The 24,597-nt window shown below is 71.1% G+C and carries 25 protein-coding genes; 9 read left to right on the top strand and 16 right to left on the bottom strand.

The features are described from left to right. Positions 1–142: 142 nt before the first annotated feature. The 3 genes from OG470_RS11610 to OG470_RS11600 form a co-directional block, all read right to left on the bottom strand. The gene (locus tag OG470_RS11610; RefSeq protein ID WP_328423522.1) at positions 143–1,558 is read right to left on the bottom strand and encodes a PhoH family protein; all 1,416 of its coding nucleotides are present in this window, start codon (positions 1,556–1,558) and stop codon (positions 143–145) included. 428 nt (positions 1,559–1,986) lie between these two features. After that, positions 1,987–2,376: a hypothetical protein gene (locus tag OG470_RS11605; protein ID WP_328423521.1), complete on the bottom strand. Its 390-nt coding sequence runs from the start codon at positions 2,374–2,376 to the stop codon at positions 1,987–1,989. A gap of 31 nt (positions 2,377–2,407) precedes the next feature. Further along, the gene (locus OG470_RS11600; RefSeq protein ID WP_328423520.1) at positions 2,408–2,752 is read right to left on the bottom strand and encodes a hypothetical protein; all 345 of its coding nucleotides are present in this window, start codon (positions 2,750–2,752) and stop codon (positions 2,408–2,410) included. Between the two features lie 264 nt (positions 2,753–3,016). Here OG470_RS11600 and OG470_RS11595 point away from each other — a divergent pair, with 264 nt between their 5' ends. From OG470_RS11595 to otsB, 3 genes are all read left to right on the top strand, one after another. Next, positions 3,017–3,460, top strand: a complete 444-nt coding sequence (locus tag OG470_RS11595) for an XRE family transcriptional regulator (protein ID WP_328423519.1) — start codon at positions 3,017–3,019, stop codon at positions 3,458–3,460. Positions 3,461–3,622: 162 nt separating this feature from the next. After that, the gene (locus OG470_RS11590) at positions 3,623–3,976 is read left to right on the top strand and encodes a hypothetical protein (protein WP_328423518.1); all 354 of its coding nucleotides are present in this window, start codon (positions 3,623–3,625) and stop codon (positions 3,974–3,976) included. 67 nt (positions 3,977–4,043) lie between these two features. Then, complete coding sequence (otsB, locus tag OG470_RS11585) at positions 4,044–4,868, top strand: trehalose-phosphatase (protein ID WP_328423515.1); 825 nt, start codon at positions 4,044–4,046, stop codon at positions 4,866–4,868. Positions 4,869–4,899: 31 nt separating this feature from the next. Here otsB and OG470_RS11580 read toward each other — a convergent pair whose 3' ends face one another. The 3 genes from OG470_RS11580 to OG470_RS11570 form a co-directional block, all read right to left on the bottom strand. Next, positions 4,900–5,670, bottom strand: a complete 771-nt coding sequence (locus OG470_RS11580; protein WP_328423513.1) for an isoprenyl transferase — start codon at positions 5,668–5,670, stop codon at positions 4,900–4,902. Between the two features lie 31 nt (positions 5,671–5,701). After that, positions 5,702–6,844 (bottom strand): NAD(P)/FAD-dependent oxidoreductase, encoded by a 1,143-nt coding sequence (locus OG470_RS11575; protein ID WP_328423511.1) that lies wholly within the window; start codon positions 6,842–6,844, stop codon positions 5,702–5,704. 330 nt (positions 6,845–7,174) lie between these two features. After that, positions 7,175–8,323, bottom strand: coding sequence for an RNA-guided endonuclease InsQ/TnpB family protein (locus tag OG470_RS11570; protein ID WP_328423509.1), 1,149 nt, complete (start codon positions 8,321–8,323; stop codon positions 7,175–7,177). A gap of 100 nt (positions 8,324–8,423) precedes the next feature. Between OG470_RS11570 and tnpA the strand changes: the two genes are divergently transcribed. Next, a complete protein-coding gene (gene tnpA / locus OG470_RS11565) occupies positions 8,424–8,855 on the top strand; it encodes an IS200/IS605 family transposase (RefSeq protein ID WP_328423507.1) in 432 nt (143 codons plus the stop codon). A 665-nt stretch (positions 8,856–9,520) separates the two neighbouring features. Here tnpA and OG470_RS11560 read toward each other — a convergent pair. Together OG470_RS11560 and OG470_RS11555 are read right to left on the bottom strand one after the other, a co-directional pair. Beyond that, on the bottom strand, positions 9,521–10,381 hold the full coding sequence (locus tag OG470_RS11560; RefSeq protein WP_328423505.1) for a hypothetical protein: 861 nt from the start codon (positions 10,379–10,381) through the stop codon (positions 9,521–9,523). A 37-nt stretch (positions 10,382–10,418) separates the two neighbouring features. Beyond that, positions 10,419–12,263 carry a phosphoenolpyruvate carboxykinase (GTP) gene (locus OG470_RS11555; RefSeq protein WP_328423503.1) on the bottom strand — a complete coding sequence of 615 codons (1,845 nt, stop codon included), beginning with the start codon at positions 12,261–12,263 and terminating at the stop codon, positions 10,419–10,421. A 439-nt stretch (positions 12,264–12,702) separates the two neighbouring features. Here OG470_RS11555 and OG470_RS11550 point away from each other — a divergent pair, with 439 nt between their 5' ends. The 3 genes from OG470_RS11550 (at position 12,703) to OG470_RS11540 (ending at position 14,593) form a co-directional block, all read left to right on the top strand. Beyond that, complete coding sequence (locus OG470_RS11550; RefSeq protein ID WP_406081874.1) at positions 12,703–13,239, top strand: GtrA family protein; 537 nt, start codon at positions 12,703–12,705, stop codon at positions 13,237–13,239. A 62-nt stretch (positions 13,240–13,301) separates the two neighbouring features. Further along, the gene (locus OG470_RS11545) at positions 13,302–14,015 is read left to right on the top strand and encodes a GtrA family protein (protein ID WP_328426307.1); all 714 of its coding nucleotides are present in this window, start codon (positions 13,302–13,304) and stop codon (positions 14,013–14,015) included. Next, on the top strand, positions 14,012–14,593 hold the full coding sequence (locus OG470_RS11540) for a MaoC/PaaZ C-terminal domain-containing protein (protein ID WP_328423499.1): 582 nt from the start codon (positions 14,012–14,014) through the stop codon (positions 14,591–14,593). Before OG470_RS11545 ends, OG470_RS11540 begins: the two co-directional genes overlap by 4 nt. Positions 14,594–14,634: 41 nt before the next feature. Here OG470_RS11540 and OG470_RS11535 read toward each other — a convergent pair whose 3' ends face one another. After that, the gene (locus OG470_RS11535; protein WP_328423497.1) at positions 14,635–15,207 is read right to left on the bottom strand and encodes a PH domain-containing protein; all 573 of its coding nucleotides are present in this window, start codon (positions 15,205–15,207) and stop codon (positions 14,635–14,637) included. A 178-nt stretch (positions 15,208–15,385) separates the two neighbouring features. Continuing rightward, on the bottom strand, positions 15,386–16,261 hold the full coding sequence (locus tag OG470_RS11530) for a biotin--[acetyl-CoA-carboxylase] ligase (protein WP_328423495.1): 876 nt from the start codon (positions 16,259–16,261) through the stop codon (positions 15,386–15,388). A gap of 84 nt (positions 16,262–16,345) precedes the next feature. Here OG470_RS11530 and OG470_RS11525 point away from each other — a divergent pair, with 84 nt between their 5' ends. After that, positions 16,346–17,929, top strand: coding sequence for an acyl-CoA carboxylase subunit beta (locus OG470_RS11525; RefSeq protein ID WP_328423493.1), 1,584 nt, complete (start codon positions 16,346–16,348; stop codon positions 17,927–17,929). 29 nt (positions 17,930–17,958) lie between these two features. Here the strand turns inward: OG470_RS11525 and OG470_RS11520 are convergent, their stop codons facing one another. The 4 genes from OG470_RS11520 to OG470_RS11505 all read right to left on the bottom strand — a co-directional run bounded on the left by OG470_RS11520 (position 17,959) and on the right by OG470_RS11505 (position 21,174). Further along, a complete protein-coding gene (locus OG470_RS11520) occupies positions 17,959–18,825 on the bottom strand; it encodes a hypothetical protein (protein ID WP_328423491.1) in 867 nt (288 codons plus the stop codon). After that, on the bottom strand, positions 18,818–19,321 hold the full coding sequence (locus OG470_RS11515; protein ID WP_328423489.1) for a SigE family RNA polymerase sigma factor: 504 nt from the start codon (positions 19,319–19,321) through the stop codon (positions 18,818–18,820). Before OG470_RS11515 ends, OG470_RS11520 begins: the two co-directional genes overlap by 8 nt. Positions 19,322–19,383: 62 nt before the next feature. Then, positions 19,384–20,367, bottom strand: a complete 984-nt coding sequence (locus OG470_RS11510) for a ketopantoate reductase family protein (protein ID WP_328423487.1) — start codon at positions 20,365–20,367, stop codon at positions 19,384–19,386. A gap of 63 nt (positions 20,368–20,430) precedes the next feature. Further along, positions 20,431–21,174, bottom strand: a complete 744-nt coding sequence (locus tag OG470_RS11505; protein WP_328423485.1) for a M50 family metallopeptidase — start codon at positions 21,172–21,174, stop codon at positions 20,431–20,433. A gap of 173 nt (positions 21,175–21,347) precedes the next feature. On the opposite strand from OG470_RS11505, the gene OG470_RS11500 reads away from it, so the two are divergent. Next, complete coding sequence (locus OG470_RS11500) at positions 21,348–22,103, top strand: GH25 family lysozyme (protein WP_328423483.1); 756 nt, start codon at positions 21,348–21,350, stop codon at positions 22,101–22,103. 109 nt (positions 22,104–22,212) lie between these two features. Here OG470_RS11500 and OG470_RS11495 read toward each other — a convergent pair whose 3' ends face one another. Together OG470_RS11495 and OG470_RS11490 are read right to left on the bottom strand one after the other, a co-directional pair. After that, entirely contained in the window at positions 22,213–22,446 is a 234-nt protein-coding gene (locus OG470_RS11495) for a hypothetical protein (protein ID WP_328423481.1), read from the bottom strand. An 89-nt stretch (positions 22,447–22,535) separates the two neighbouring features. Next, on the bottom strand, positions 22,536–24,518 hold the full coding sequence (locus OG470_RS11490) for a serine/threonine-protein kinase (RefSeq protein WP_328423479.1): 1,983 nt from the start codon (positions 24,516–24,518) through the stop codon (positions 22,536–22,538). Positions 24,519–24,597: the final 79 nt, after the last annotated feature.

Genomic DNA, 24,597 nt, shown 5'->3' with positions numbered 1-24,597 from the left:
GACGAACGATCACCAACGATGCCTGTGGTGCGTGGACGCTCGTGGGACACCATCGCGCACAGTGAGGCTGATGGGAAACCAACCGACCCGTTTGTGATCTGTGCCACACTAAAAATGCGGACAAAACCCTATATAAGCACCATCAGAGTGGGATGTCCTCCAACAGATCCGTCACCATCGCTGCGATCGGCGACCGCTCCGAACGGCTGAGCGTGACATGGGCGAAGAGCGGATGGCCCTTGAGCGCCTCGATGACCGCCGTCACGCCGTCATGCCGGCCAACCCGCAGATTGTCCCGCTGGGCCACGTCGTGGGTGAGCACCACCCGTGAGCCCTGCCCGATCCGGGACAGCACGGTCAGCAGGACCCCGCGCTCCAGAGACTGGGCCTCGTCCACGATCACGAAGGCGTCGTGCAGGCTGCGCCCACGGATGTGGGTCAGCGGCAGCACCTCCAGGATGCCCCGCGAGGTGACCTCCTCCAGAACGTTCTCGTGCACCACCGCGCCGAGCGTGTCGAAGACCGCCTGGGCCCACGGCGACATCTTCTCCGACTCCGACCCGGGCAGGTAGCCCAACTCCTGGCCGCCGACGGCGTACAGCGGGCGGAACACGATCACCTTCTTGTGCCGGCGGCGCTCCATCACCGCCTCCAGCCCGGCGCAGAGCGCCAACGCCGACTTGCCGGTGCCGGCCCGACCGCCCAGCGAAACGATCCCGATCGACTCGTCGAGCAGCAGGTCGAGGGCGACCCGCTGCTCGGCCGAGCGGCCGTGCAGCCCGAACGCCTCCCGATCACCCCGGACCAACCGCACCGACTTGTCCGGCAACACCCGGCCGAGCGCGGAGCCGCGCGCCGAGTGCAGCACCAGGCCGGTGTGGCAGGGCAGCCCGGCCGCCTCGTCGATGTCGAGCGACTCACCGGCGTACAACCGACCGATCTGCTCCTCACCCAGCTCCAGCTCGGACATCCCGGTCCAGGTCGGATCGCTGGCCTGGCCGTGCCGGTACTCGTCAGCCCGCAGGCCCACCGAGGCGGCCTTGACCCGCAGCGGCATGTCCTTGCTGACCAGGGTGACCTCCCGCCCTTCGGCGGCGAGGTTGAGCGCCACGGAGAGGATGCGGGCGTCGTTGCTCTCGGTGCGGAACCCGGGCGGCAGTACGCCGTCGTCGGTGTGGTTCAGCTCCACCCGCAGCGTGCCGCCGGCGTCGTTGGCGGGCACGGGACGATCCAACCGACCGTGCTGGATCCGCAGCTCGTCGAGCATCCGCAGCGACTGTCGGGCGAACCAGCCCAGCTCCGGATGGTGCCGCTTGCCCTCCAACTCGGTGATGACCACCAGTGGCAGCACCACCTCGTGCTCGGCGAACCGGTGGAATGCCGCCGGGTCGGAGAGCAGCACGGACGTGTCCAGGACGAACGCCTGGCCGGCTGGTCGCGGCTCCTTGGGATCGGCCGGCGCGGCGGCCGCCGTACGGCGGCTCCGGGTGGCGCGGCGGGTCGTGGCAGTCGCGGCCGGGGTCTGGTCGGCACCGGCGGTGGTACGGCGAGTCGTCACAGGCCTGCTCCGACGGATGGGCACCCGGCCACCCGTGTTCCGCCTCGTCCGGTGCCCGGAGACACGGGGTCGGATGCGGGCCCCGTGCGCGAGGTCGCAGGTCCGGGCGGGCCGGTTGGCTCGGGAGAACCCCGTGCCATGCCTAGACGCTAGCGGCGGCGGACCGTCCCGGCTAGAGGGCGATCGTGGATCTCCGGGGACAGCCGTGTGAACAGCCCGCCGACCGGGGCGCTGGCCGGCCGGGAGAAGTACGGCCGGGATCGGCGCGGCGAAGCCGGCCGGGATGCATGCCCCCTGCGCGCATCCCGGCCGGCGGGGCCACCGTCACCGGTCTGACGTGGCCCCGACGGTGCGTGTCCGCCGCGGACGACGCACCGCGCTCGTGGTGGCGGTCGGCGGGTCCGCGCTTGACGGCCCGCCGACCGACCTCAGCCGGTCCGTCGGACGAGCGTGCCGGTCGGGTGCCGCCCGGTGATCGGGGCGGCCGGCGCGGTGAACGACGAGCCGGTGTAGGTGGTGCCGGGGCCCACGACAGTGCCGGCCCGGGCGACGGTGCCGGGGCCCGCGCCACTGCCGGCGCGGGCAACGGTGCTGGCGGACCGGACGGCGCCCGTTGGAGAGACCGACAGGGCGGAGGCGATCGCGGCCTGGGCGTCGCGGCGGCGCCGGTTCCAGGCACCCCGGTCGCCGTCGAAGTAGCCCTGCCGGTAGCCGAAGCGGTAGCCGATGCGGTAGCTGAGCTGCCCATGCAGCCGGCCGGCCGCGTAGCTGGTCGCACCGAGCACCAGGACGAGGAAGACCGCGAGGAATGGGCTCATCGGGCGGCTCCGGCCGGCCCCGGACGTCGGGTCATCGCTCCTCCGGCTCGACGGTGGTGGGATCCGCGACCAGCAGCCGGTCCAGGTCGTCGGTGCTGACCTCCTCGACCAGCTCGACGCTGATCCGGCAGCCGTCCAAGACGACCTCGGCGACCGAGGAGCGGCGGATCTCGCCGCCCGCGTCGTAGACCCGGACGCTCAGCTCAGGGCAGCCGAGATGGGTACGCCAGGAGTTCCACTCGTCGCGGTCGCCGACGCTCAGCGACAGGTAGCGGCAGCCTCGGGCGAGGTAGAGGCGCCAGGGGGCGCTCAGCCCTGCGGCCACTCCCTCGGCGATCAGCCCGAAGGCCTGGGCTCGGGTGGCGAGCTCGGTCACCACACCTCCCAGGCACCGGAGGCGTGACGCATGTGAGCACCAGTCGTCTCATGCACGAGACACACCGTAGATTGTCCCATGAGCGTGACAGTATCAGCTTTTCGGGCGTTTACCGCCACCACTAGGAGCATCTATTCTGCCCGGGTGAGACCCCTCAAGAGCGGCGCTGGATCGTTTACCAGAAATCCGAAGCATCCGTCACGTTCGCGTGACAGCAGCGTGCCAGAGCACGCCCCCACAGCCGGGTGGCCGTACCGTCACGGGGTGACCGAGACGGCCAACGCGCGGAAGATCGCCTTCGCCACCTTCGTCCGGCGTGCGCTCGACGAGGCGCGGGCGACCCGGGCCTGGAGCGGCACCGAGGTGTCCCGGCGCACCGGCGTCTCCCGGCAGACCATCAACCGGTGGGTCCGGGGCGACTGGGCCAGTGATCCGGAGGCCGAACGGGTGGTCGCCTTCTGTGAGGGCCTCGGGCTGAATCCGGCCGCCGCCTTCGCCGCGCTCGGCTGGGACCGCACCGCCGCCGGCCCTCGCGCCGGCCAACCGGCACCTCCGATGGACCCGGACGTGGAGGCGTTGCTGCGCCGGCTGGTTGATCCGAACGTGTCGGACGCGGAGAAGTTCCACATCCGCGAAACCATCCGTTACCTCGCATACCGACCAACGTTGCCGACCGATGTCCGAAAAAGAGGGAATCAAGCAGGGTAGTTCCTCAGATGGCGAAAGAACGCCTGGTCGGGTTCATTCGTTTGCCTGCGGGGCCGGAACGGGCACGCTAGCGTCCCTATTCGTACTGCTTGGGCTCGTCATCGGCGGGGGGACGGGACAAGGCCGAACCCAGCCCTGCGGGACAAAAGGAGGGGTCTGTCCATGGCCCTGAAGTGGTTGGCAGTCGTGGTCGCCACGGTGTCGATGACACTGTGGCTGACCGGCAACGTGGTGACCCTCGCGGTCAACGGCGGGCAGCTTCCAATGCTCGTCAACCTCCTCGCGCTCACCAGCGCCGGCACCGCGGTCATCCTGGCCGTCGTCGCCGAGCTGCACGAGCGGCTGAACGACCGGATCAGCGCACTCACCGAGTTCCTGGTCGCACGGCTCAATGAGATCGAGAACCACACCGGTGATCGCAACACCGGGTTCGTGGAGGGATATCTGCTGAGCCACGGCCAGGATGCTGCGGTGGTGCCGTTCGGCCGCCGCGGACGAGGGGCCGCCGAACGCTGACCACACGCCGCCGAACGGGTCCGCTCGGCCAGGAATGAGCCCCGATCGCCGGGGTACGCTGACGCGCGTGCCGCCGTTGAATCTGGGCAATCAGCAGCCGAGGACCCCGTTGAACGCCGACCAGGCCTGGCGAACCACCGCCGGCCGGGCCGGGGGGACCGTGCTCTTCTTCGACTTCGACGGCACGCTCGCGCCCGTCGACGACGATCCGACCGCGGTACGCCCCGCTCCCAAGGCGCTGGCCGCCATCGAGGCCCTGGCCCTGGTGGTGCAGCGGGTCGCGATCGTCTCCGCCCGACCGGTCGAGTTCCTCCGGGACCAACTCGGTGGGCTCGCCGGCGTGGATCTCTACGGCCTCTACGGGCTGGAGCACAGCCACTCCGGCGGCGAGACCGTCACGGAACCGGCCGCGCTGCCCTGGGTGCCGACCATGTCGGAGCTGGCCGACCTGGCTCGGGCGGAGCTGCCGCCGGGCACGCTGGTCGAATACAAGCGGCTCTCCGTCGCGCTGCACTGGCGTACCGCGCCGCAGCTCGGGCCGACCGTGCAGCAGTGGGGGCAGGCGCAGGCCGACCGACTGGGGCTACGGGTGCAGGCCGGGCGGATGGTGCTGGAGCTCAAGCCGCCCGTCGACCGGGACAAGGGCATGGTCATCGGCGAGGTGGTCCGGGATGCCACCGGCGCCTGGTACTTCGGCGACGACGTCTCGGACATCAAGGCGTTCGCCGCGCTGCGCGCCCGGGCCGCCGCCGACCCGGACTTCTTCGGCGTCTGCGTCGCGGTGGCCAACCCGGAGACCGGCCATGAGGTGGCCAACGCCGCCGACCTGACCATCGAGTCCCCGGCCGCTCTGGGTGACTTCCTCACCCGGGCGCTGACCCACCTGCCCTGAGCGGGCCGGGCGTCTGAGCGGCGCTGCCCGCTCAGACGCCGTAGCGGCGTTGCCGGGTGGCGTACGAGCGGAGTGCGCGCAGGAAGTCGATATGCCGGAAATCCGGCCAGTTGAGCTCGCAGAAGTAGAACTCCGAGTGCGCGGACTGCCAGAGCATGAAGCCGGACAGGCGCTGCTCGCCACTGGTGCGGATGACCAGGTCGGGGTCGGGCTGGCCGCGGGTGTAGAGGTGCTCGCTGATGTGCTCGACGTCCAGCACCTCGGCCAACTCCTCGATGGTGCCGCCCGAGGCGGCGTGCTCCAGCAGCAGCGAGCGGACCGCGTCGGTGATCTCCCGCCGGCCGCCGTAGCCCACCGCGATGTTGACCTCCGCGCCGCCGCTGCGCTCCCGGGTGCGCTCCTCGGCGCCCTTGAGCGCCGCCGCGGTCTGCGCGGGCAGCAGGTCGAGCGCGCCGACGATGCGCAGCCGCCAGGGGTTGCCCTCCTCGGCCAACTCCACCACCAGATCCTCGATGATCTTCAGCAGCGGGTCCAGCTCGCGGGCCGGCCGGCGCAGGTTGTCCGTGGCCAGCAGGTAGAGCGTGACGTGCCCGATGCCGGCCTGGTCGCACCAGCCGAGGACGTGTTTGATCTTCGCGGCGCCGACCCGGTGCCCGTCGTTCGGGTCGACGAAGCCCATCTCCCTCGCCCACCGGCGGTTGCCGTCGCACATCACCCCGACGTGTCGGGGCACCGGCTTACCCGCGAGCTTCGCCGTGAGCCGGCGCTCGTACACGGAGTAGATAAGGTTCCGCAGCGTCATCACCTAGCAGCGTAGCGACCCGCGGGGCGGATCATCGCCTCGGAGGCCCATCCCCGCCTGGCAGCGCGATGCCGATCATGGCCAGGGTGCGGGCGGTGAGCCGCCCGTCGCCGAGCCCCAGCTCCACCACATCGTCGAACACCCGGTCGTCCCGACGGGCCGCCCGGACCGCCGCGTCGACCACTCGCCGGCGTCGCGCCAACCAGGCTGCCACCGAGCTGTGCCGCAGGTGGGTGCCGAGGCGGCGGCGCAGTCCGTCGGCGTAGCGACGGGCGGCACCCTCGGGTGCGTGAGCCGCCGCCGCCCCGGCCAGCGCGCCGGAGAGCAGCGCATAGAAGATGCCCTCCCCGGTGAACGGGTTGATCAGCGACAACGCGTCCCCGACCAGCAGGGTGCGGCCCTGCCCCGGTGCGGGCCGATGGGTGGACAGCGGCAGGTGGTGGGCGCGCAGCGCGGTCACCGTCCCGAGGTCGGTGCCGGGCAGCAGCGCGGCCAGCCGATCCAGCAGGTACGCCCGGCTCAGCGGCTCACCGCGCAGCACCTCCCCGTACCCGACGTTCGCCCGCCCGTCGCCGATCGGAAACGACCAGGCGTACGCCGGCCAGCGCGCCCGCGAGGTGACGATGACCTGCTCGGACGGGCCGGGCAGCGCCGGCGCGTACCCCCGGATGGCCAGCGCCAGGTGCCGGTCGGGGTTCACCGGGTGACCGAGTGCCCGGCGCACCACCGACCCGGCGCCGTCCGCGCCCACCACCACCCGGCCGGACAGCTCCCCGTCGAGCACCACCCGGGCGGCACGCGGCTCGACCTGGCGGACGGTGTGCCGGCGCAGCTGCGCGCCGGCAGCCACCGCGGCCGCCACCAGCCGCGCGTCGAAGACCTGCCGGGGCACGGTGTACGCCGGCCGGGGCAGCGCCCGGGCCACCGCGCCACCGCCCGGGGCGATCATGCGCAGCGCGGGCAGCGGGGCGTATCCCGCCACCGCCTCGGTCACGCCCAGTTCGGCGAGCACGTCCACCGAGTGCGCGGCGATCCCGTCGCCGCACGCCTTGTCCCGGGGAAAGTCGGCCCGGTCCAGCAGCAGCACACTGGCACCCGCACGGCGGGCCGTCAGCGCGGCGGCCGCCCCGGCCGGCCCCGCTCCCACCACCACCACATCGAACTCCTCGCTCACCACGCGCCTCCCTCCCGCCGACGCGGCCCGGCCCTTCCCGCCCTTCCCCGCCCGGCGAGCCGCCTGCGCCGCTCGACGCCGGCCGCTGTGACCGACGCCACCCGCCATCCTGCCCCCTGCCCGCTCGCGTCGACCGGTCCTCAACGGCCCGGCCGGGCCGAAATCCCCATCCCCAATCCCCAATCGCCGCCGCCTACGCCCCGCCCGGCCCCTGCCCCCGCTTGGGTTCCAGGCCGGCCGCGACCAGTTGTGCCCGGGCTTCCGGTCAGCTGCTCGACCCTGGAGGGCCGAGCTTGCGGATCGTGACGGCTCGTGGTGATGAGCACGAGGTCACGCCGCGTTTGGCAGGCTGACGGCTGCCCAGCCTGTAACACCGCGTGCGGCGATGTTGCGGGCTGCGTTCCGGTCGGCGTGCTCGGCGAAGCCGCACGACCGGCAGTGGAAGGTGGATTGGTTGGGCCGGTTGGCCTTGGCGACGTGTCCGCAGGCGGAGCATCCCTGCGAGGTGTACGCCGGGTCGACGTGCACGACCGCCACTGCGGACCGCTTCGCCTTGTAGGCGATGTACTGGCCGAGTTGGTGGAACGCCCACGAGTGCAGCGTGACCCGCTGGGGCCGTCGGAGCCGTACCCGGTCGCGGATGCCGCCCAGGTCTTCCAGGGCGATTCCGCGGCCGGTGCGTTCGGCCTCGGTCACGATGCTCTTGGCGATGCGGTGGTTGGTGTCGGCGGCGAACCGGGATTCCTTGCGGCGGCGTTTCTTCAGCAGCCGCTTGGCGGACTTGGTGCCGATGGCCTGGAGTTTCGCGCGGAGGCGCTGGTTACGGTGCCGGATGCGGTTTGTGGCTTTGCCGCTGTGGTGGCGGCCGTCGGAGTCGGTGGCGAGGTTGGCGATGCCGAGGTCGACGCCGAGGAACCCGTCCGGTTCCTTGGTCGCGGTGTCGGGGATGTCGCAGGTGGCGTACAGGAACCACTTGCCGTCGCGGCAGACCAGGTCCGACTCGCCGCGGCGGTGCGCGACCAGGGTGGCGTGCTGCTGGTCGGAGCAGCCGAACCGGATCGGCCCGGATCGGCCAGCGACCGTCCAGATCGACACGGTGCGGGCAGCCAGTTGCCAGGACAGGCAACGGTCGTCGAACGGCTGCGCCGCGTCGCGACGGAACCGGATCGGTTTGCCCTCGGCGGCCTGGCGCCTCTTCGAGGCTGGCTTGCCGAGGTTGCCGGCCTGGATGTTGGCCGTCAGGGCGGCGTACGCGCCGGATACCTTCCGGGCGACGTGGATGGCGGGCTGCGCGGACAGACCCATGTCCTTCAACTGGCCGTAGGTGAGCCGCTGCAACGACTGCTTGGCGAACACCCGCCGCTGGTACGCCAACCCGGAGGCGACGTTCGCGGCGTCGTTGCACAGGCCCACAGTGGCCCGCAACGCCGCCTGCTGAGCGGCGTCCGGGAACAGCCGGACCTGCACGACAATCTTCACCAGGCGTCCTCGTCCGCGTAGTCCTCTTCGGCTGCCATCGACGTCGGCCAGCGGCGCCACGCGGCTTTCGCAGGCATGCCCACACCATACCATCTTATCTATGTCGCCACGATGGACGCCGGACCCGAATATTCGCAGAGGTAGAAGCGTTGTCTACAACCTGCACGTACATCTTGTCTTCGTCACCAAGTATCGGCGGGACGTCCTCAACGACGCGATGCTCACCCACTGCGAACAGATCATGCGGCAGGTCTGCGCCGACCTGGGCGCCGAGCTGCGCGAGTTCAACGGCGAGGACGACCACGTCCACCTGCTCGTGCACTACCCGCCCAAGCTGCCGATCTCCACGCTGGTCAACCGACTCAAGGGCGTCTCGGCGCACTACCTGCGCAAGGAGTTCACCGACCGGATCAACCGGCACATCATGCACGGACACCTGTGGTCCCCTTCGTACTTCGCCGCGTCCTGCGGCGGCGCCCCACTGGAAGTGATCAAGGACTACATCAAAGGGCAGAAACGTCCCGGTCCGTGACGCGATCCCTCCCGGCCCTGAAGGACCAGGATTCCTCGCTAATCCAGTTGAATCCCCGTCGGTCGGGGCACCTGTCCAGGACCCTGTCGAGCTGCCCCAGATATGGGGCACCGGGACCCAGACGCGCAGGCGCAGGCGCAGGCCAGCCGGTCCATGTGTGGGGCAGCTCGACAGGTCCCACCCGCACGCACACGCCAGGCCGGTCCAAATCTGGGGCAGCTCTGTAGGACCCACCCGCACTGACATGCCAGCCGGTCCATATGTGGGGCAGCTCAACAGGGGCCACCCGCACGCACACGCCAGCCGGTCCAAATCTGGGGCAGCTCGACAGGCCCACAAGCACACAGGCGGCGGTCCTCGCCGCGACCGCCGCCGACACCGCACGCCGTTCGTATCTGAGGCAGAGACAGGACCACCCGCACGCGTAGGCCAGTCCGCCTTATCGGAGGCCCGCCGACAGGTGAGTACGGCCAGGTGGAAGGGTCCAGACGGGCTGCGGCGTCGGTGGCGCGAACAGCGCTCCGGTGAATCGGAAGCGGCTCAGACCGGACCTAGCCGCATCCACCGCGCCGCGCACCTGCCAGGCCGAACCGGTACAACCCAGGACTGCGGGGCATCGACCGGGCGCCGCGCGCCGGCCACGTGAGGCCGGGTTCAGGCCGGGTTCAGGCTGGGACGGCGGCGTCGGCGGCGCGGGGCGCTCGCCAGAGTCCGTGCAGCGTCAGCCCGGCGGCGGCGAGCAGCGGGCCGCCGTCCCGGACCAGGCCGTCCACCCCCAGCAGCCACCAGCACAGCGGCAGGTCGACGGCGAGCACAGCCACCGTGACGACGACCAGCAGCCCGCGAGCCCAGTCCTTGCCGCGCATCAGGAACGCGGTGCAGAACAGCACCGCGTAGCTGGCCGCGATGCCGGCGCCGAACCAGAACAGCACGGCCGGCACCGCGGCCAGCCGACCGTCCAGGATGGATCCGCCGGCCACCAACGCCGGCACCAGCATCAGCGGGCTGTAGGTGAACGCCGCGACCCGGCTGGTCAGCAGCCAGGCGCTGGCCTGTGGCCGACGCGGCGGGGTTTCCCGCCAGGAGATGCCGGCTCGGTCGATGACCAGCCGGGGCCGGTGCCGGACGAGGTGACCGGCCAGCGCCGGCGAGCGGTAGAGCAGCCAGACCACCGCCGCACAGAGTGCGGTGAGCGCGGCGAAGCCGAGCAATCCGGGCAGCGGAGGCACCCCCTGCCGGGGCACGATCAGCCGGCCGACGGCGAAGATCGTGGTGACCGCGAGGATCAGCCCGAACGGGCGGGCCACGGTCCGGCCCCGGCGGACGTGCCCGATCAGCAACAGGAAGCCGAACGAGCGCAGCATGGCCCAGCCGGTCCGCACCGCCAGCCCGAAGCCCTGCTCCGGGGCGTACCACCAGTTGAGCAGCTCGACCACGACGGTGGCCGCCGCGGTCGTCGCGAGCAGGATGGTGAGCACCCGGACGGCGGACGGCCGCCGGACCTCGGTCTCGGCGGCCGTCCTCATGGGATCTGATGATGCCCGCGACGGGCGATCTTCACACCTACCGTTGCGGCTGCGTGGCGTCCAGGCGGGCCCGCAGCGCGTCCAGCTCGGCCCAGAGCACGCCTGGCAGCTTGTCACCGAACTTCTCGAACCACTCGGTGACGAGCGGCAACTCGTTGCGCCACTCATCCGGGTCGACCTTCAGCGCGATCCGGACGTCCTCCGGGGTCATGTCCAGACCCTCGACGTCCAGCGCGTCCGGGGCTGGGACCATGCCGATCGGCGTTTCCACCGCGTCGGCCCGGCCCTCGATCCGCTCGACGACCCACTTGAGCACCCGGGAGTTCTCGCCGAAGCCCGGCCAGAGGAACGAGCCGTCCGGGTCCTTGCGGAACCAGTTGACGTAGTAGATCTTGGGCAGCTTGGCCTCGTCGCCGTCGGTGCCCTTGCCCATCTCGATCCAGTGCCGGAAGTAGTCACCGGCGTTGTAGCCGATGAACGGCAGCATGGCCATCGGGTCGCGGCGGACCACGCCGACCGCGCCGGACGCGGCGGCGGTGGTCTCCGAGGAGAGCGTCGCCCCCATGTAGACGCCGTGCACCCAGTCGCGGGCCTCGGTCACCAGCGGGATGGTGTCCTTGCGACGGCCGCCGAAGAGGATCGCGTCGATCGGCACGCCGTTCGGGTCGTAGTAGTCGTCTGCCAGGATCGGGCACTGGGTGATCGGGGTGCAGAACCGGCTGTTCGCGTGCGAGGAGAGGCCGTCGCTCTCCGGCGTCCAGTCGTTGCCCTTCCAGTCGATCAGGTGCGCCGGGGGCTCTCCCATGCCCTCCCACCAGATGTCCCCATCGTCGGTGAGGCCGACGTTGGTGAAGATGGAGTTGCCCCGGTCCAGCGTCCGCATCGCGTTGGCGTTGGTCTTCCAGTCGGTGCCCGGCGCGACGCCGAAGAGGCCGTACTCCGGGTTGACCGCGTACAGCCGGCCGTCCTCACCGAACCGCATCCAGGCGATGTCGTCGCCGATGGTCTCGACCTTCCAACCGGGGATGGTCGGCTCCACCATGGCCAGGTTGGTCTTGCCGCAGGCGGAGGGGAACGCGCCCGCGATGTGGTAGACCTTGCCCTCCGGCGAGGTGATCTTGAGGATCAGCATGTGCTCGGCGAGCCAGCCCTCGTCGCGCCCCATCACGCTGGCGATCCGCAGCGAGTAGCACTTCTTGCCGAGCAGCGAGTTGCCGCCGTAGCCGGAGCCGTACGACCAGATCTCGCGGCTCTCCGGGAAGTGCGAGATGTACTTCGTCTCGTTGCACGGCCACGCGACGTCCTGCTGGCCAGGGGCGAGCGGGGCGCCGATCGAGTGCAGCGCGTGCACGAAGTCCGCGTCGTCACCCATCGCCTCGAGGACCCTGGCGCCCATCCGGGTCATGATGCGCATCGAGGCGACCACGTACGGGCTGTCGGTGATCTCGACGCCGAACATCGGGCTCTCGGCCTCGACCGGGCCCATGACGAACGGGATGACGTACATGGTGCGCCCGCGCATCGAGCCGCGGTACAGGTCGGTCATCGTCCGCTTCATCTCGGCCGGCGCCATCCAGTTGTTGGTGGGGCCGGCGTCCGCCTCGTCAACGGAGCAGATGAAGGTGCGTTCCTCGACCCGGGCGACGTCCGTCGGGTCGGTACGCGCGTAGAACGAGTTGGGTTTCTTCTCCGGGTTCAACCGGATCAGGGTCCCGGCCTCGACCAGTTCGTCGGTGAGGCGGCGCCACTCCTCGTCGGACCCGTCCACCCAGACGACGCGGTCGGGGGTGGTCAGTTCCGCGACCTCACGGACCCAGGCGAGTAGTTTCGGATGGGACGTCGGGGCCTGATCGATACCCCGCACAACAGCCGGAGCAACCATGACACATCTCCTTGTGGTCGACGCTGACCGATCTATGGGATGCACGAGTCTCAGCGGCGCGATGCGTCGCCTTCGTGGAAACCTGGGATTGGCCTCAGCGTAAACCGGGCAGCCTTCCGAGTCAGTGGGACAGGTTGTGAAGAACTGCACAAGGTACGGCCACGCTGCGGCATCACGATCTGATACCCGCTTTCCTGCGCAGTTTCACGCAAATCTTGTTGTGCACCCCGGTCGACGCGAGTCGCGGTCCGGCCGTGGACCGGTCCCGCCGACCGGTTGGTTGATTCCCGTTCCGTGGCGCGTCAGTCCTCCGGATTGGTTACGCTGCGTTCAACAGCGGCGCACCCGACGGAGGGTCGGAACCAGTGACGACGCCTGCTCGCCGTTGCTACCCCGCTGACTGGTCAACAGCCGGTAGGCTCGGCCCGTGGCCGCCACAATGACCGGGGAGCAACCGGGTCCCCGGCAGACCAGACCGGGTCTGGTCCGGGCACTGCTCGACCGTTTCGGTCACCTCGTCCGCGAGTTGAGCAAGTTCGCCACGGTGGGCGGCATCGCCTTCCTCCTCGACTTCGCGCTCTTCAACTACCTGACGACCGCGCGCGGCATGGAGCAGGTAACGGCGAAGACGATCTCCACCGTTATCGCGGCCTCCGTCGCCTTCGTCGGCAACCGGTTCTGGACCTGGCGGCACCGCCAGCGCAACAACCCGGCCCGGGAGTACGCGCTGTTCTTCTTCTTCAACGCCGTCGGCCTCGGCATCGCGGTGGCCTGCCTCGCGATCAGCCGGTACGGGCTGGGCAGCATCTGGCCGGCCGTGTTCCAGACGAGGCTGGCCGACAACGTCGCCAGCTTCGTCGTCGGCACGGGCCTCGGCACGCTGTTCCGATTCTGGTCCTACCGGCGGTTCGTCTTCGTCGAAGCGGGAACGCGGCCCGTTCCGCAGGTGAAGCACGACCGTGACCACGGGGCGTGACCTGCCGCCCACTCGTTCGGCCGGTGATCGCCGGCTTCACCGACTGACCTAAGGTGTTTCGCATGCGTCTTGTCCGTCTGCTGCCTGAGCGCTGGCAGAAGTTCATCCACGAGGCGCTCAAATTCGGCATCGTCGGCGGCATCAACACCGTCATCAATTACGCGGTGTTCAATGCACTTGCACTCACCGTCTTTGCCGACGGTCAGTTGAAGGCCACCGTGATCGCGACCATCGTCGCCACGATCACGTCGTATCTAATGAATCGCCACTGGACGTACCGGGATCGCCCGAAATCGGCGCTCCGACGGGAGTACGTCCTGTTTTTCCTTTTCAACGCGACCGGCCTGATCATCGAACTGGGTGTGCTGGCCGCGGCCAAGTACGGGCTCGGCGTGAACAGCCTGCTGGCGCTGAACGTGGCCAAGACGGGCGGCGTCCTGCTGGCCACGCTGTTCCGGTTCTGGTCGTACCGGACCTTCGTCTTCCAGCCCGTCGAACCAGCCGAGGCCGAGGCGAAGGCCGAGCCCACCTGGCACAGCATTCCGCGTGACGAGTGGGACAACGTGGCCGAGATGGACCCGGTCGCCGAGCTGGCCGAATCCGTCTCCGAGCTGGAGGAGGCGCAGTCTGATGAGCGCCCGGCCCCGACACCCAGCCCGAACGGTGCTCCCTCTCAGGGGCGGCCGACGCCGCTGACCGCCGGCCTCACCGCCGACCTGGACGCGGAACTCGCTGCGGAGCTGCATGTCGGCACCCGGCGCACGCCCCGCCGGTGACCGCGCCCACCGCGCGCTCCGGCACCGGAGCCCCCGCCGAGCTGTTCTTCGAGGATCTCGTGCCGGGTCTCACCGTCGACCTGGGCGTGGTCACCGTGGACGGCGACGAGATGGTGGCCTTCGCCCGCCGCTTCGACCCGCAGTGGTACCACGTCGACCCGGAGCTGGCCGGGGCGAGCCGGCACGGCGGGCTGATCGCCAGCGGCTTCTACACGGTCAGCCTGTTCATGCGGGCGTACGTCGACCACCTGCTGTGCCGGGCGGCGGCGGACGCCTCCCCTGGTCTGGAGGAGTTGCGCTGGCTGGCCCCGGTACGTGCCGGGGACCGACTCGCTGTCCGGGTCGACGTGATGGGCGCCCGGCCGTCCACCGCCCGCCCGGGCCTCGGCACCGCCAGCCTCACCGGCACCATGCTCCGCCTCGGCCCGGACGACCGGCCCGAGCAGGAGGTGCTGCGGACCCGCTTCCGTGGCTGGTTCGCCCTCCGCCCGTCCGAGCCCGCACCGGAGAACAACCCGCCCGAGACGGGCGGCCCGGCCGAAACTGGCGCCCTGACCGAGAGCAGGCCGGCGGACTGACCCCGCCCCGGCCCGTCGGCCAGGGCGGTCGTGCGTCGGGGTCAGCTCGTGGTGTCGCGGAGCGGCTTGCCCTCGCGCATGTCGGAGAGGATGTCGCGCATCTCCCCATCGCCCAGCGAGTGCTTGTCGTGCTGCGCCTCGACCAGTTCGTACAGCTTGGTCTGCACCCGGCCGACACCTGGGACGTCGGCGAGCACCGACTGGCCCCGCTCTCCGGCGGACTCGATGGTGAGCGTGCCGCAGCCGAGCACCCGCTCAAGGAAACGCTGGTTCATCGAGTGGTCGTTGATCCGGGTGAGCGGGATGTCCCGCCGGTCCCGGGAGAAGACACCCTGCTGGAGCAGCACCCGCTCGTCGGTGAACAGATAGTGCGTGGTGCGCCAGACCAGGAACGGCCACAGCCCGAGCCAGAGTGCCGCGACCAGGGCGATCACCCCGATCACGGCCAGCGCGATCGACCCACCGCCGCTCGAGGGGAGCAGCAGCACGCCGGCCACCACCGCGGCGATGGCGAGCACCAGCACCGCGATCGGCCGGATCAACGCCTTCCAGTGCGGGTGTAGGTGCAGCACGACATGCTCGTCCTCGGTGAGCACGTCTTCGGGGAACGCCACGGCAAACCTCCAACGCAGAAATGACGCGCTGACCGTAAACCCCCCACCCCTGTACACAACATCCGCCACGCGGCCCCCATCCCACTCTTCGCGATCTTGCGCCCTCGATCACCGCTACGCGACTCTCGCCCGTTCTGCCGGAAAGCACCTGCAAGATCGCGAAACGGTGTGGTGCGGGTCAGCGGAGGTGGAGGACGTCGCCTGCGGCCAGGACGCGGCCGCCGGCGGGGGTGGTGATGAGGAGTTGGCCGTCGGCGTCGATGCCGGTGGCGGTGCCGGTCACGTCGTCGCCGTTGGGTAGGAGGACCCGCACCTCGCGGCCGACCGTGGCGCAGGCCGCCAGGTAGGCGTCGCGCAGGCCGCTGGCCACGGCGTCCCCGCCCGCGGCGCGCCAGCGGTCGTACCAGTCGGCCACCGCCCGCAGCAGCGCCCGGAGCAGCGGGTCCCGGTCGGTGGCCGCCGCGCCGGCCAGTTGCAGCGAGGTGGCCGGCAGCCCGGTCGGGTTCACCGGCAGCTCGTCGGCGCGCAGCGTCACGTTGAGCCCAATGCCGAGCACGATGGCTGGCGGCTGGGCCGGTGCGCGCCCGGGAATCCCCTCGGCCAGCACGCCGGCGCACTTCGCGCCGCCGATCAGCAGGTCGTTGGGCCACTTCAGGCTGGCCTCCAGCTCGGCCAGCCGGGCCACCGCCTCGACCAGCGCGACGCCGGCCAGGAGCGGCAGCCAGCCGTACCCCGTCGGTGGCGCCGCCGGCCAGCCGCGGTCCGGCACGGCCTCGCCCGGCCGGAGCAGCACGCTGGTGGCGATCCCCGCCCGCGGCGGCGACTGCCAGACCCGGCCGCGCCGGCCCCGCCCGGCGGTCTGCCGCTCGGCGACCACGACCAGACCCTCCGGCTCGCCGGCCCGCGCCGCCTCGGCCACATCGGCGTTGGTGGAGCCGGTCTCGGCGCGCAGCTCCAGCCGGGCCCACGGGCCGTGCGGCGCGACCAGCGCGCGCCGCAGCCGGGTCACCGACAGCGGCGGGCGGTCCAGATCGGTGTACGGGGAGCCCGGCATTCCGCCAGCCTACGGCGGTGGCCGGACCGGCATTGAGGCGTACTGCACAGCAGCGTCGGCCTGAACCATCGTTATATTCCCTGGGTGACTACCGAGACCGGGACCAACATCCACAGCACCGCGGGCAAGCTGGCGGACCTGGAGCGCCGGGTCGACGAGGCGGTGCACGCCGGATCGGCGCGTGCGGTCGAGAAGCAGCACGCGCGGGGTAAGAAGACCGCCCGTGAGCGGATCGAGATGCTGCTCGACGAGGGCTCCTTCGTCGAGCTGGACGAGCTGGCCCGGCACCGGTCCACAGCCTTCGGGCTGGAGAAGAACCGCCCGTACGGCGATGGCGTGGTCACCGGCTACGGCACGGTGGACGGCCGACAGGTCTGCGTCTTCGCCCAGGACTTCACGGTCTTCGGTGGCTCGCTCGGCGAGGTCTTCGGCGAGAAGATCGTCAAGGTGATGGACCTGGCCATGAAGATCGGCTGCCCGGTGGTCGGCATCAACGACTCCGGCGGGGCGCGAATCCAGGAGGGCGTGGTCTCCCTCGGCCTCTACGGCGAGATCTTCTTCCGCAACGTACGGGCCTCCGGGGTCATCCCGCAGATCTCGCTGGTGATGGGGCCCTGCGCCGGCGGCGCGGTCTACTCCCCCGCGGTCACCGACTTCACCGTGATGGTCGACCAGACCTCGCACATGTTCATCACCGGCCCGGACGTGATCAAGACGGTGACCGGCGAGGACGTCGGCATGGAGGAGCTGGGCGGAGCCCGCACGCACAACTCGCGCAGCGGCAACGCGCACTACCTCGCCAGCGACGAGGAGGACGCGGTCGACTACGTCAAGGCGCTGCTGTCGTACCTGCCGTCGAACAACCTCGACGAGCCGGTGGTCCTCGATGCCCCTGCCGACCTGGAGATCAGCGACGACGACCGCGAACTGGACACGCTGATCCCGGACTCGGCCAACCAGCCGTACGACATCCACCGGGTGATCGAGCACGTCCTCGACGACGGGGAGTTCCTCGAGGTCCAGCCGCTCTACGCGCAGAACATCGTGGTCGGCTACGGCCGGGTCGAGGGACGACCGGTCGGCGTGGTGGCCAACCAGCCGATGCACTTCGCCGGCACGCTGGACATCGCCGCCTCCGAGAAGGCCGCCCGGTTCGTCCGCACCTGCGACGCGTTCAACATCCCGGTGCTGACCTTCGTGGACGTGCCCGGCTTCCTGCCCGGCACCGGCCAGGAGTGGGACGGCATCATCCGCCGGGGCGCCAAGCTCATCTACGCGTACGCCGAGGCGACCGTCCCCAAGGTCACCGTGATCACCCGCAAGGCGTACGGCGGGGCGTACGACGTGATGGGCTCCAAGCACCTCGGCGCGGACCTGAACTTCGCCTGGCCGACGGCGCAGATTGCGGTGATGGGCGCGCAGGGCGCGGTGAACATCCTCTACCGCTCCGAGCTGGCCGGCGCCGAGGACCCGGCTGCGGTCCGGGCCGAGAAGATCGCCGAGTACGAGGACACCCTGGCCAACCCGTACGTGGCGGCCGAGCGTGGGTACATCGACTCGGTCATCCCGCCGCACGAGACGCGCACCCAGATCGTCCGGGCGCTACGCGTCCTGCGCACCAAGCGCGAGACCTTGCCCCCGAAGAAGCACGGCAACATCCCCCTCTGAGCGCGACGCGCGCGGATCAAGAACCGGCGTCAGCACGACGGATTGGCGGCGAGGCACATACGGCGGGCGGCCGTCTCGGCGAGGCGGCTCAGCTCCGGCTCGGTGCCGTCCTCGCCCAGGGTGAGCACCGCGATCAGGTCGCCCACCTGCACCACCGCGATGCTGGTCGACCGGGGTCCACCCCCGATGGCCTTGCCGGTCATCTGATCGCGGGGCTGCGAGACGGTGTGGCGCAGCAGGGCTGCTCCGTCGCCCGCGAAGCCTCGCTGGACCACCGCCCAGCGGTGCACCGCCTCGCCGGTACCCGTGCTTCCGGCCACCTCGTAGGGCCCGACGCTGCGCCATTCGGCGCAGGGTGCCACCCGCCGGTCGAGGTCGCCGAAGAACGACTCCGCCGCATCCGGCGTCACCCGGTACAGGTCCTGACTGAGCAGCACGTCGGTGGGGGTGAGGGCGGCACCATCAGGGCCTTCCCGCAGCAGGGTCTGCGATCGTGACCAGCGGGACGTCTCCCAGACGGGTGTCATCCCCCGGCTCTGCCGGCAGTAACCCAGCACGTCCTCGATGAGGACCGGCTCCCCCAGCCCCGACTGGCTGAGCTGCACCTGCGCCGGCTGGGCCAGATCGGCCGGCTGCACCAGGGAGTCGGCGGTGATCTCGCCACGGGCGGGTGCGTTCGGGGAGGCCGAGGCCGCCACCTGAGGCGGTGCCAACTCCCTCCCGCCTGCGGTCACCACGAAGGCCGACACGCCCGCGAGCGTCAACACGACCGTCGCCGCCACGGCGGCACGTCGGCTGCGTCGCCGGGCCCGCGCCCGGATCTCCTGCGGCTCTGGCCACCGCACATCCCCCAGGTCCCGGTGGACCCGCTCGATGAATGCCAGGTCGTCACGCATCGGTAGCCTCCTCCAGATCAGAGACGGCGAGCAGACCGGCGAGCGCGGCGCGCCCCCGGGAGAGTCGGGCCTTTACCGTGCCGACCGGTGCATCGGTCTCCCGCGCCACCTCGGCGACCGGCATGCCGACCAGGTAGTACAGGGCGATGGCGGTGCGTTGCTCCTCGGGCAGCCGGCGCAGCGCGGCGACCACCTCGACGGTGTCGGTGCCCGGGCCGGGAACGGCTTCGGTGGTGGCCCCGTGCCGCAGGTACGCGCGGGCGCGGCTGCGCAGGCTGCGCCACCGGCTGACCGCGATCCGGCTGGCCACCACCCGCACCCACGCCTCCGGCTCGTCGTACCGGCTGACCGTCGACCAGCGCTGCCACGCCCGGATGTACGCCTCCTGCACGGCGTCCTGCGCCTCGACCCGATCGCCGGTGAGCACGTAGACGAAACCGAGCAGCCGTTGTCGGCTGCCGCGGTAGAACTCGTCGAACCCGTCGACGTCCGGCACCCGCTACCTCCCCGTGTCGGTCGCAGGGAACACGCGTCGGGCAGGGTCGTCGGTTGCCCCGATCAGGCGATCATCTTCTCCAGCTCGGCGAGCGGGAACGCACCGGCCGCGATCCGCTCCCGGACCGCTCGGCGCACCGCGCGCTGCACGGCCACGTTGGCCGGCGTCGGTACGCCGTGCAGCCGGCCCAGCAGCGCGATCTCCCCGTTGAGGTGGTCGACCTCGGTGGAGCCGGCGCCTCGGGCGAGGCTCTGCCAGGTGGAGCCGCCGGAGCGCTCCGCACCGGCCACTGGGCGCTGCTGGACCAGGTCGCCGCGTTCGGCCTTCTCCTCCTCGGGCGAGGTGTGCGCGATGCTCGCGGCGGCGAACGCGGCGAGGCCCTCGGCGCGTACCCGCTCGGACAGCGCCTCCGGGATGTCCCGACCGAGCAGCGCCTGCAGGCCGTTGCCGAGGTTGTTGAGCAGCTTGCCGTACTTCCAGCGCAGCACGTCCGCGCGGACCGGGGCGACGAAGCCGGCGGCGGCCAGGTCCGCGGCGATCGCCCGATCGGTGTCGTCGGCACCGGTCGGGTACCGCCCGACGTGCAGCATCCCGGGGTGCGGGTAGCCGTTCGCCACCACCACGCCCGGATCCAGGTGGGTGGCCGGCAGCCAGACGCAGACCGGGTGCACGTCGGCGAAGAGCCGCAGCGCGGCCCGCTCGTTCGCGACCCCGTTCTGCGCGGTGACCAGCGGCAGCCGCTCGCCCGCCGTGCCGCCGCCGGCCACCGGCGCGTCGACCCAGGCCGCCAGCGCGCCAGCGGTGTCCTGCGACTTGACGGTGAGGATCAGCACCGTGTCGGCCGGCAGCGGCTGGTCACCTGGTCCGTCCACGGCGGCGAGCCGGGCGGTGACCTCGCCGTCGGGCTGGCGCAGGGTCAGGCCCCGCGCGCGAATCGCGTCCAGGTGCGCGCCCCGGGCCACCAGGGTCACGTCCCGGCCGGCCTGGGACAGCCGTACGCCGATGGTCCCGCCGACCGCGCCCGCCCCGATGATCACGTATCGCATGGCCTCATTCTGCCCGCCCAGCGAGGTGGTCCCGGTGCTCGCTCCCGTGCGGCGCCCTGGCGGTCAGCCGGTCAGGCCGGCGTCGGTGAGGATCGGGCCGGCGAGCAGCAGTGCGCCGGCGACGAGCGCTACCAGGTTGACCAGGGCAAAGAAGGTCACCCAGAAGAACGCCGGGAACGGGGTGAGCCCGGCGAGCTGGTCGGCGTCGGAGGCGGGCATCCGGCCACGCGAGCGCAGCCGTTGCAGCTCCACCACCGGCCGTACCCCGCCGAGCAGCAGGAACCACACCCCGGTGTACGCGAACGCGGCCTGCACCTGCGGGGTGGCGTACCACGAGACGGCGAGCACCAGCGCACCGGTGACCAGCAGCGACACCACGCCGAAGGCGTTGCGGATCATGACCAGCATGGCGAGCAACAGCACCACCGCGACCCAGAGCAGCAGGGTGATCCGGTTGCCGCCGAGCAGCCAGGCACCGGCCAACCCGACCAACGGCGGGGCGACGTAGCCGGCCAGCAGGGTGAGGATCATGCCCGGCCCGCTGGGCCGGCCGGCGGAGAGCGTGAGGCCGGAGGTGTCCGAGTGCAGCCGGATGCCCCGCAGCTTGCGACCGGTGAGCAGGGCGACCAGTGCGTGCCCGCCCTCGTGCGCGATGGTGATCGCGTTACGGGCGATCCGCCACGGCAGCCGGGTGGATACCACCACCAGCGCGACGACCGCGGTGATCAGCACCAGCAGCGGGGGCGGGTCCGGCTGCGCGCCGAACAGCGTGTCCCACAGGTCGCCCAGCCCGTCGATCGACATCATGGGGCGCGAGCCTACCGGTGCCGTTCAGTGCCCCGGGCCCTGCGCTGATCGTTCCGCTCCGGTCACCGGGACGACTTACGCCCGTTGATGAAGCTTTTCTTAACCACTCTTGTGATCTAGGGCAGTTACCTCCAAAGATGGACGTCAATAGACCGACGTCCTTGGAGGCAGCCATGGCCCGTACCAGATCATCGCTGCGCCGCGTGCTCGCGGCCGGCCTCACCGTGCTCGCCACCGCGGCGGCGGCCCTGGTCGCGACCGCTGGACCGGCGGCGGCAGCCACCACGCCGGGCATCGACGTGTCCAACTACCAGGGCTCCATCAACTGGACCAGCGTCCGCAACTCCGGCATCCAGTTCGCGTTCATCAAGGCGACCGAGGGCACCAGCTACAAGGACCCACGCTTCAACGCGAACTACGTCAACGCGTACAACGCCGGGGTGATCCGCGGGGCGTACCACTTTGCCCGGCCGAACATCTCCGCCGGCTCGACCCAGGCCAACTACCTGGCCTCCAACGGCGGCGCCTGGTCGGCCGACAGCCGGACGCTCCCCGCCGCGCTGGACCTGGAAGCCAACCCGTACGCCGGCGGCTACTGCTACGGGCTCAGCACCACCGGGATGCGCAACTGGGTGCAGGACTTCCTAAACACCTACCGCTCCCGCACCGGCCGCTACGCGGTCATCTACACCACGGCCAGCTTCTGGAACCAGTGCACCGGCAGTTGGACCGGCCCGTGGGCGAACCACCCGCTCTGGCTGGCCCGCTGGGCGAGCACGCCGGGTGCCCTGCCGGCGGGTGCGCCAGTGTGGAGCTTCTGGCAGTACACCAGCACCGGCGCCGTCTCCGGGATCAGCGGCAACGTGGACCGCAACTACTGGAACGGCGACCGCACCCGGCTGATCGCGCTGGCCAACAACACGGCCTGATCCGCGCCGCTCCGCCCGATCCGCCTGGGGAGGCAGTTGGCGGCAGCGGGATCGGCTGTCACCTCACGGTCGACAATCGGTCCGGCTGCCGCCACTGGGCCGGTACGGGTCAGGCCCGCCGCCGACTCATCGCCGGAACCACCACGGGAGCGTCCTCGCGCGCCAGGGTCGATCTCCGGCTCAGCCGCCAGGCGCCCACGCCGCAGACGGCAACGGCCACGACGCTGAGCAGTGCGATGAGCGCCGAGATCCCCACGCTGACCAGCAGCAGGACCGCGTCGCCGAGTGCGACGAGCATCCACAGTGCCAGCCGGGGCCGCGCATCCCTCCGTCGGTAACCCATGTCGTACCTCCTTCCGTCGTCGAAGGTCAGATACCCCAGACGACGGAAGGTCATGCGAATCAGTTCCGTACCGGCGCGAATCCCGCGGCTCAGTCCTTGCGGTCGGGCACGAACCCGGTGGCGATCCGCTCGAAGTTCGGCAGGTTGGCCTGCCAGTCCTTGTCGGCGACCTCCCACCGGATGGCGTACCCGCGGTTGGTGGCCGTCACGAAGCCCCGGTTACGGACGTGGATCCGGGTCCCGTCACGGGTCTCCAGCCAATCCCAGTCCGCGCAGGTCTTCCAGAAGTCGCACCGCTTGATGTCGATGTACTGGTAGTTGTTGACGAACTTCCTGCGGTCCGGCTCCTTGTCCCGCCAGTCACTGACCGCGTCCGGTGCCGGCCTGCTGGTCCACTGCACGAGCAGCTCGCCCGGCCCGTTGGACTGGTCGAAGACAACCGTGCTGCCGTCGACCTGCTGGCGCACCCAGCCGTCGGGCAGCGGCAGGGCGAACCCGGCCGGGTCCCTGTACAGCTTCCAGCCTGGCGGCAGCGCGTTCGGGTCGACCGAAGGAGTGGCCGACGGCCTCGGGCTGGGAGCGCCGCTGGCGGGCGGGGGCACCGCCGGCGCGGCGGTCTGCGGCGCCGAGGTCCCGGCCGCCCCGGTCGGGCCGGCCTCCGGGGTCTCGTCCTCGTTGCCGAGCAGCGGCACGATCACCGCGAGGCCGATGAGCAGCAGGGCCACCACGGCCCCGATCAGCAGATTGCGTCGGGTGTTGTTCGGCTTCGTACCGTCGGACGGCGGCACTGCCGCGCGCCCGACCGGGTCGACCGCAGCCGCCATGACCGCCGTCGGCGTGGTCGGCCTGCGCTGCTCCGGCGCCACCGGCGGACCGTCGACCACGGTCGGCTCGTCGTCGTCGGCCGCCCTCGTACCGTTGGCGGGTGTGTTGCCCGGAACCGCGACGCTCGCGGTGGGCTCGGCGTCGGAGGTCGCCGGGCGTTCGTCCGCGGCGGTCGGGTCGTCGGCCGGCACCGTCTCGGTCGGGTCAGCGTCCGCCCCGGAGGGCACCACGGCAGTCGGCGTGGCGTCGACAGCGGGGGTCGCGGCAACGGCCGCTGGTGGCGGGGTACGCGGCGCAGGTGGCGACACCGGCTGGTCGGCGTGATTCTCGGCGGGCCGCGGGACCGGCACGTGTGGCGGGCGCGGCTCGCGCGGACCGTTCGGCCCCGGCCGGCGTACGCCATCCAGCAGCGAGATGCTGCGTGCCCGCTTGCCCCCGGCGCGGCGCAGCAGCCGCTCGGCCACCTCAGCGTTGATCCGCTCGTTCGGGTCCTTGCGCAGCAGCCCGTTGAGCACGGCCTTGAGCGGGCCGGCGTTCTTCGGCGGCGGCATCGGCTCGGTGGCCAACGCGGCCAGCGTGCCGATCGCCGACGGCCGGGCGTACGGCGACTTGCCCTCCACGGCGGCGTAGAGCGTCGCGCCCAACGACCACAGGTCGGCCTCCGGCCCGGCGGTGCCGTCCCGGGCCCGCTCCGGCGAGATGTACGCCGGCGAACCGAGCACCATGCCGGTGCGGGTGACGTTCGGGTCGCCCGGAATGGTGGCGAGTCCAAAATCGGTCAACACCACCCGGCCGTCGTCGCCGAGCAGAACGTTGCCGGGCTTGACGTCGCGGTGCATGACGCCGGCCTTGTGCGCCGCGTTGAGGGCGCCCAGCACGCCGAGCCCGATCTCGACCGCGCGGGCCGGCGACACCGGCCCGTCCTCGGCGAGAGTGTCCTGCAACGACCTCGACGCCACGTACTCCATGACGATCCACGGGTCGCCATCAGTGCGGAGGACGTCGAAGATGCGGACGACATTGACGTGGTTGAGCCGGGCGATGGCCCGAGCCTCCCGCAGCGAGCGCTCCCGCATCTCGCGGCGCTCCTCGTCGGTGAGGCCGGGAGGTGGCACCAACTCCTTGATGGCGACGTCCCGGTGCAGCACCTCGTCGCGCGCTTTCCACACCCGACCCATGCCGCCCTGGCCGAGCGGCGACAGAAGCCGGTATCGGTCAGCGACAAGTTGGGGAAGCGCGTTCGACATCGGTGAGACGGTACCCGGAGGGCCCGACCCTCACACCGCCGGCACGCCACTCTGCGTTCCCCACAACTTCGCGCCGCGT

This window comes from Micromonospora sp. NBC_00389 (assembly GCF_036059255.1).
GTDB lineage: Bacteria > Actinomycetota > Actinomycetes > Mycobacteriales > Micromonosporaceae > Micromonospora.
Note: the sequence above shows the minus strand (reverse complement) of the source record. Positions and strands in the feature narration are given on the sequence as shown.